The sequence below is a fragment of the Frankia gtarii genome (assembly GCF_025403375.1).
GTDB classification, from domain to species: domain Bacteria; phylum Actinomycetota; class Actinomycetes; order Frankiales; family Frankiaceae; genus Frankia; species Frankia gtarii.
Genome location: NZ_JAMPTM010000358.1, coordinates 1 through 6218, shown reverse-complemented (window position 1 = coordinate 6218; position 6218 = coordinate 1). Strand labels below are relative to the sequence as shown.

Annotated in this window: 6 protein-coding genes and 1 pseudogene; 5 read left to right on the top strand and 2 right to left on the bottom strand. The window is 73.9% G+C overall.

Annotated features, from left to right (window positions below):
• Positions 1-35 precede the first annotated feature (35 nt).
• The 3 genes from pruA to NBZ83_RS29320 all read left to right on the top strand — a co-directional run bounded on the left by pruA (position 36) and on the right by NBZ83_RS29320 (position 2825).
• Complete coding sequence (pruA, locus tag NBZ83_RS29330; protein ID WP_261576249.1) at positions 36-1757, top strand: L-glutamate gamma-semialdehyde dehydrogenase; 1722 nt, start codon at positions 36-38, stop codon at positions 1755-1757.
• A gap of 114 nt (positions 1758-1871) precedes the next feature.
• Positions 1872-2108, top strand: a complete 237-nt coding sequence (locus tag NBZ83_RS29325; protein WP_261576248.1) for a hypothetical protein — start codon at positions 1872-1874, stop codon at positions 2106-2108.
• Between the two features lie 33 nt (positions 2109-2141).
• Entirely contained in the window at positions 2142-2825 is a 684-nt protein-coding gene (locus NBZ83_RS29320) for a DUF5134 domain-containing protein (protein WP_261566469.1), read from the top strand.
• A 27-nt stretch (positions 2826-2852) separates the two neighbouring features.
• On the opposite strand, the gene NBZ83_RS29315 is transcribed toward NBZ83_RS29320, so the two are convergent.
• Positions 2853-3230 (bottom strand): cytochrome C, encoded by a 378-nt coding sequence (locus NBZ83_RS29315; RefSeq protein ID WP_261576247.1) that lies wholly within the window; start codon positions 3228-3230, stop codon positions 2853-2855.
• Positions 3231-3379: 149 nt separating this feature from the next.
• On the opposite strand from NBZ83_RS29315, the gene NBZ83_RS29310 reads away from it, so the two are divergent.
• Both NBZ83_RS29310 and NBZ83_RS29305 read left to right on the top strand, forming a co-directional pair.
• Positions 3380-4063, top strand: coding sequence for an AIM24 family protein (locus tag NBZ83_RS29310; protein WP_261566467.1), 684 nt, complete (start codon positions 3380-3382; stop codon positions 4061-4063).
• A gap of 164 nt (positions 4064-4227) precedes the next feature.
• Positions 4228-5925 (top strand): CoA transferase, encoded by a 1698-nt coding sequence (locus NBZ83_RS29305; RefSeq protein ID WP_261576246.1) that lies wholly within the window; start codon positions 4228-4230, stop codon positions 5923-5925.
• Between the two features lie 22 nt (positions 5926-5947).
• On the opposite strand, the pseudogene NBZ83_RS29300 reads toward NBZ83_RS29305, so the two are convergent.
• Positions 5948-6218 (bottom strand): annotated as a pseudogene (locus NBZ83_RS29300) (hypothetical protein); the annotation flags it as partial.

Here is a 6218-nt window from a genome sequence, read left to right as displayed (position 1 = left end):
GGACACGGGCAGGGCGGTGGGCACGGGGTGGGGAGGTGGCTGTGCCGGTGGGCGTGAGCGCGGGATGGGTGCCCGCCGCCGATAACGAACCGGTGCGCACCTACGCCCCGGGCTCGGCGGAGCGGGCGGGTCTGCGCCGGGCACTGCTCCGCCTGGGCGGTGAGCATCTCGACCTGACCAACACGATCGGCGGCCACAGCCGTCCCGGCGGCGGGCCGCCGCGCGACGTCGTCCAGCCGCACGCCCATCGTCGGGTGCTCGGCACACTGCGGGAGAGCACCCACGCCGACGCGGCCGCCGCCGTCGCCGCGGCGAAACAGGCCGCGGGTCCCTGGCGGGAGCTCGGCTTCGCCGGCCGGGCCGCGGTGTTCCTGCGCGCGGCCGACGCGCTCGCCGGACCCTGGCGCGACACCCTCAACGCCGCCACCATGCTCGGCCAGTCGAAGACCTGCCAGCAGGCCGAGATCGATGCCGCCTGCGAACTGATCGACTTCTGGCGGTTCAACGTGATGTTCGCCGCCGAGCTGCACGACGCCCAGCCGCGCAGCGCCGCCGGCGAGTGGAACCGCCTCGACCTGCGTCCGCTGGAGGGCTTCGTCTACGCGGTCACGCCGTTCAACTTCACCGCCATCGCCGGGAACCTGCCGACCGCCCCCGCGATCATGGGCAACACCGTGGTCTGGAAGCCCGCGCCCACGCAGGCGTTCGCCGCGCACCTGCTCATGCGGCTGCTGGAGTCCGCCGGCCTGCCGCCCGGGGTCATCAACCTCGTCGGCGGCTCGGGGGAGCCGGTCAGCGACGTCGTGTTCTCCGACCCCGACCTCGCCGGCGTGCACTTCACCGGCTCCGCCGCCGTGTTCACCCGGCTGTGGCGGGCCGTCGCGGACAACCTCGACGGCTACCGTTCCTACCCGCGGATCGTCGGGGAGACCGGGGGCAAGGACTTCGTCGTCGCGCATCCCTCGGCCGACGTCGACGTGCTGCGCACGGCGCTGGTCCGCGGCGCGTTCGAGTACAGCGGGCAGAAATGCTCGGCGGCGTCGCGGGCCTACGTCCCGGCGAGCCTGTGGCGGCGGATGGATGCCGAGCTCGCCGCGGCCACCGAGGCCCTGTCCGTCGGCGACGTCAACGACTTCGACCACTTCACCGGCGCCGTCATCGACGCCCGCGCCTACGCCCGGCTAGCCGCCGCCTGCACCCGCGCCGCCAGCGACTCCACCGTCACCGTGCTCGCGGGCGCCCAGTGCGACGACGCGGTCGGCTGGTTCGTGCGCCCGACGATCCTCGTCGGCACCGACCCGGGCCGGGAGTGGTTCACCCGCGAGCTGTTCGGCCCCATCCTGTCCGTCCACGTCTACGACGACTCCCGGCCGGGCGCCTGGGACGACGTCCTGCGCCTGGTCGACCGCACGTCGGCCTACGCGCTGACCGGCGCGGTCGTCGCCACCGACCGCGCCGCGATCGCGCGGGCCGACGAGCTGCTGCGCTTCGCCGCCGGCAACTTCTACATCAATGACAAACCGACCGGTGCGGCCGTCGGGCGCCAGCCGTTCGGCGGGGCACGCCGGTCGGGAACCGACGACAAGGCCGGCTCCGCCCAGAACCTCCTGCGCTGGGTCAGCTCCCGGGTGGTCAAGGAGAACCTGTGCCCGCCGGTCGTCCACGACTACCCGCACATGGGCCACAACCATCCGCACATGGGCCACGACCACCCGAACCTGGGCGGCGGGGCCGGGATGCGCGGCAGCTGTCCGTGAGCAAACGGTAGTGAACAAAACGACATCTGCCGGAAACCACGTGAACGTTGGGACAACTGGATCTGTGGATCCTAAACTGGCGCCATCGCTCCCTCCCCCGATCCAGGAGTCGACATGCCCGCAGCCGAGAGCTCCCGCCACGTCCTGACCTTCTGTGGAAAGTGCAGCTGTGGCTGTCCGGAGCTGTTCGTCGACCACACCGCGCCCGCCGAGCGCCGCATCGTGCTGACCGACGACTTCGGGCAGCGGATCCAGATGAGCGTCGAGCAGCTCCAGGTCATCGTCGACGAGGCGCGCGCCGGCCGCATCACCGAGCTCGTCGACGCGGAACTCGCCCTGGGCGTGGGCTGAGATGCCCGGCGGCCTGCCTCGCAGGGGGAGCAGGTGGGCCGCGGGCCGGGGCACACCGCGCACCTGCGGCCGGGTGTTCGGCATCCGCCGCCCGCCGCGGTGACGCACCAGCACTCTGCGGCGCTGTCCTCGCAGCAGCTTCCCGCGGCCGTGGCCCTTGCCGCGGCCGTCGCCACCGGCATCGTCGCGTTGTTCCACGCGACCCGGATCGTCACCGACGAGGGACGGGCGCACCACGTCCCGGCGTTCGCCCGCCGGGTGCTGCGGGGCCGGTCGGCCGCGTTCGTGCCGGTGGAGATCGGTCACACGATCGTCGCGGTGGGTATGGCGATCATGTTCGTCGGTCCGTCCGGGGTGGCGTCTTCGGGTGCCTTCGCCCTTACCTACCTCGTCCTCGCCGGGGTGTTCCTGGTCCTCGTGCTGACGAATCCCGCCTGCTGCGAGCCGGCCCAGTGGTCATGCTGCTCGATGCTCGTCGTCGAGGCGTTGGCGATGGCGTGCATGGCCCACGCGGGCCGGTGGCCGGTGGGTGACCTCGGCGACCGCGGCGACCTGTCCGGCTGGTTCGCCGTCATCTTCGCCGTGGCCGCAGTCGCGGCCGTCGGGGGCCCGCTGCTGCGCCGGGCCTGGCCGTCCTGGGACGCCGTCCCCGCGCCGATCACCCCCGTCGCGTCCCGGCTGGTCATGGCCGGCGGGATGCTGCTCATGCTGCTCTGAGGCGTCGCCGCCGCGGTCAGTGGGCGGTCAGTGGGCGGACAACGGGCCCATCGCCGGTTCCACCGGCGGCGTGGCGGACGGGCCGTCGGCCGTCTCCGTCTCCGGCACCGGCCAGCGGGTCGCACCCGCCTTGCCGTGTCGCACCGAGCCCCGCCCGTGGCAGGCACGGCAGCGGCGCCGGTAGGTCTCGCGGCCCCTGCCGTAGAAGGCCTGCCCCTCGCCGCGGCAGCGCGGACAGTCCATCTCGACGGCACCGTGGTGGCGGCCGGGGATCAGACGCGCGGCGAGGCTCGCTGCCAGCGCGGCGACGACGACCACCGCCACGTAGCCCCATCGGCTGTCCGCGGACGTCTGCCGGCCGACGACCCCGGCTCCGACGAGCAGGACGGTAAAGAACGTGACCACCGCACCTAGAGCTCGCATAACACACCGTTTCAGTGAAGGAATCCTGATAGACGGCATGTCCCCCCGTTCCGGGGTGTGCACACTCTCGCGACGACCGGCATCGGGACGAAGCGTCCGAACGAGTGGGCGCCGCGGCGTTCAATGGAGGCATGACACACCCGCTGGGACAGTTCGCGAACGGTCAGCCCGCGGGCCCCCCGTTTGCCCTGGAGGAGGGCGACCGGATGCTGCGGGTCCGCCTCGACGGTGGACAGGCGTACGCCAAGCAGGGGTCGATGGTGGCCTACCGGGGCAAGCTCGACTTCGCCTACAAGGGGCAGGGCGTGGGTGGATTCCTGCGGCGGGCGGTGACCGGTGAGGGCCAGGACCTGATGCGGGTCACGGGCCGCGGGACCGTCTGGTTCGCCGAGTCGGGCAGCCATATCTCGATCTTCACGCTGGACCGCGACAGCCTGACGGTCAACGGCCGCAGCCTGCTCGCGTTGGAATCCGGGGTGCGTTACAAGGTGACCACGACCTCGGGCGGGATCGGCGCGATGATCGCCGGTGGGGTGTTCAACACCGAGGTTTCCGGCACCGGCGGGGTGGCCGTGCTCTGCCTGGGTTCTCCCCTGGTGCTTCCGACGGACGAACCGGTGTGTGTCGACCGGGACGCGGCCGTCGCCTGGACCGCGGGCGTGCGCACCAGGGTCGTTTCCACCTTCAAGATGGGGAATCTCGTGGGGCGCAGCTCCGGGGAACTCGCGCAGATTGAGTACTCCGGCCGGGGAGGCTTCGTCGTCGTTCAGTGCGGCGAGACTCCGGCGGCCGGCACAAGCCCCGACAGGCACTGACCCGCCTGCCGGCGCCGCCGCGTCGAGGCAGCTGGGGTGGGGACCCCGCAGCGCGGGGACCCCTGCGCGTGGGGGCCCCACCGGCGGAAGTCCGCGCCGGCAGGAACACTCCTCGCGTGGGGAAACCCGCCGCGCAGGGAACCGTGATCGCGCAGGGAGCCGTGATGTCGTCGCCAGCAACGCCTCCGGCCGACGCCGCCCTGGCCGGGCAGACCGAGCAGACCGAGCAGACCAGGCAGACCAGGCAGGCCGGACAGGTCGGACGAGACGAACGAGCTGGACAGGCGGAACGAGCCGGACAGGCGGAACGAGCCGGATGGGGCGACCGGGGCAGCCGGCCCTCGGCCCCGGCCGGGCCCGCGCCTGGCACACTGCTCGACGAGCTGCGTTCGATGCTCGCCGGCCAGGGTCTGCCGGTCGCCACCGTCGACCCGCCCCCGCCGGCCACCCCCCGAGCCGGCGGGGCACCTGAGCTGCCCGCCGCGCTGGGCTGGGCGGCCAGCGGCCTGATGTGGCTCACGGGCCCGCCCGGGCGGGCCCCGCTGGTTCCGGACGGGCCGGTGCTGGCCCGCGCCGAGGCGGCAGCCCGGTTGTTCACGGCGTTGTCCCGGCAACTCGGGCGGGCTGTCCGGCCCGATGTGGCCACGCTGTTGAGTGGCCGGGCCGCGCTGCTGGGGTTGCACCGCCGGGGTGACTGGTCGGCGAACGGGAGCTGCCGGCTGCTGCCGACTTCGGACGGTTGGATCGCCGTCAACCTCTCGCGTCCCCACGACGTGGACGCCGTGGACGCCCTCGTCGGCGCGCTCGGGGACCAGGTCGGACTGGTCTCGGCCGACCCGTGCCTGCATCCCGTCGAACAGGCGTGGGCGGCCCTGAGCGCGGCGGCGGCCGTCAGACCGGCCGCCGACGTGGTCGACCTCGCTCGGCTGCTCGCCATCCCGGCCGCCGAGCTCGACGGCCCCCGCCGGCCCACGCCGCTTCGGACCCTGCCGACCGCGGGTTCGCCTCCGGCCCTTCCGGCGTCGTCCTGGCGCGGGGCGGCGGCGGTGGGAGTCCGTGCCGAGCCACCCCTGGTCATCGACCTGTCCGCGATGTGGGCGGGTCCACTGTGCGCGCACCTGCTCGGCGAGATCGGGATGCGCGTGGTGAAGATCGAGAGCGTGCACCGGCCGGACGGGGCACGCCGTGGTGATCCGGACTTCTATGACTGGCTGCACGCCGGTCACGAAAGCGTGGCCCTCGACTTCGCGGCCCCGGGCGGCCGGGCCATGCTGCGCCGCCTGGTGGAGCGCGCCGACGTCGTCATCGAGTCATCGCGTCCGCGGGCCCTGGCCCAGCTCGGGCTCGACGCCGCGGAGTTCGTCGCCGCCCGGCCGGGGCGCACATGGGTGAGCATCACCGGCTACGGGCGGTTCTACACCGACGCCCATTCGGGCCCCGACCCCGTCGCGTTCGGCGACGACGCTGCGGTAGGGGGTGGTCTCGTCGCGTGGGACCGCTCGGGCGGCGGCGACGCCGTGACCCCGGTGTTCTGCGGGGACGCCATCGCCGACCCGCTCACCGGCCTGTTCGCGGCGCTGGCCGCGGCCGCGTCCGTGCTCGGCGGCGGCGGCCATCTGCTCGACGTCGCCATGCGGGAGGTGGCCGCCTGGGCGGCCGCGCCGCCCGCCGAGCCGGTGCCGTGGACCGTCACCGGTTGCGATCGGGATGGCTGGACGGTTCACCAGGCCGGCCGGACCCAGCGGGTCCTGCCCCCGCGCCCGCCGCGCGCGGGAATCGTGGCGGGGGAGGCCGGGCGGAGGCGGGCCGCCGTCTCCGGAGCGGACACCCGCGCCGTCGTCGACGCACTTCGCCTGGCCTGACGGCGGCGTTGTGCACCGCGGGTCAATCGCGGGCCGGTTTCCGCCCGGCCGACGGTTCAGCTGACGAGACACACCCGTCGGCCTCGATCGCCGGGTCGGTAGGCGCGTCGTCGCCGAGCAGCCGTCCTGCCGGCTGGGCGGCCGCGTGCGGCGGTCGGCGGTCGGGGCCGGGGTCGGGGCCGGCACCGTCGCCGGTGGTCGGGTCCTTCCAGGAGATCTCGGTAGCCGCGTCGAAGAAGGCGTCGCCGGCCGTGGCGCTTCTCGCGGCGGGGGTGGGGTGCGCGGCCCAGGAG